The sequence below is a fragment of the Candidatus Symbiopectobacterium sp. NZEC127 genome (assembly GCF_025962675.1).
GTDB lineage: Bacteria > Pseudomonadota > Gammaproteobacteria > Enterobacterales > Enterobacteriaceae > Symbiopectobacterium.
On sequence record NZ_JAGFPG010000065.1, the window covers coordinates 1 to 575 of the forward strand.

General features: G+C 51.0%; 1 protein-coding gene. It reads left to right on the top strand.

Translation table 11 applies throughout. The features are described from left to right. Positions 1–67: 67 nt before the first annotated feature. On the top strand, positions 68–575 hold a 508-nt coding region (locus J5069_RS23940; protein ID WP_264646139.1), incomplete at its 3' end, for a ClbS/DfsB family four-helix bundle protein.

The window sequence follows — 575 nt, forward strand, 5'->3', positions numbered from 1 at the left end:
GGTCTGGATTATCCACGCGTTTTAGCCTTAGCATTCGAGTGTAATTGGGTGAATGCGAGGAAAGTGAATGGCTGTTCCGCAAGATAAAACCGCGTTGTTAGCGGCAATCAACAGCGAATTCAGTAAGCTGTGCCGTGAATTTGCGCAGGTGCCTGCCGCATTAGTGGATGAACAAAGTCTGCCGGGACACGCGAAGGACACATTGATGAGCGTGAATAACCTGGCGGCCTACTTGTTAGGCTGGAACGAACTGGTGCTGAAATGGTTGGCGCGGGATGCTGTCGGTCAGCCAATCGACTTTCCTGAAACAGGCTTCAAATGGAATGAACTGGGTCGGTTAGCGCAAAAATTCTATCGCGATTATGATGCACTCCCTTTCACTCAGGTGATTGAGCGCCTTATCGCCGCTCAGGCACAGATCGTTGCACACATTAACACCAGCAGCAATGAGCAACTTTACGGCCAGACATGGTACGGAAAGTGGACGCAAGGCCGCATGATCCAATTCAATACCGCTTCCCCTTATAGCAATGCGCGAGGGCGTTTGCGTAAATGGCGTAAGGGGCAAGGCTATT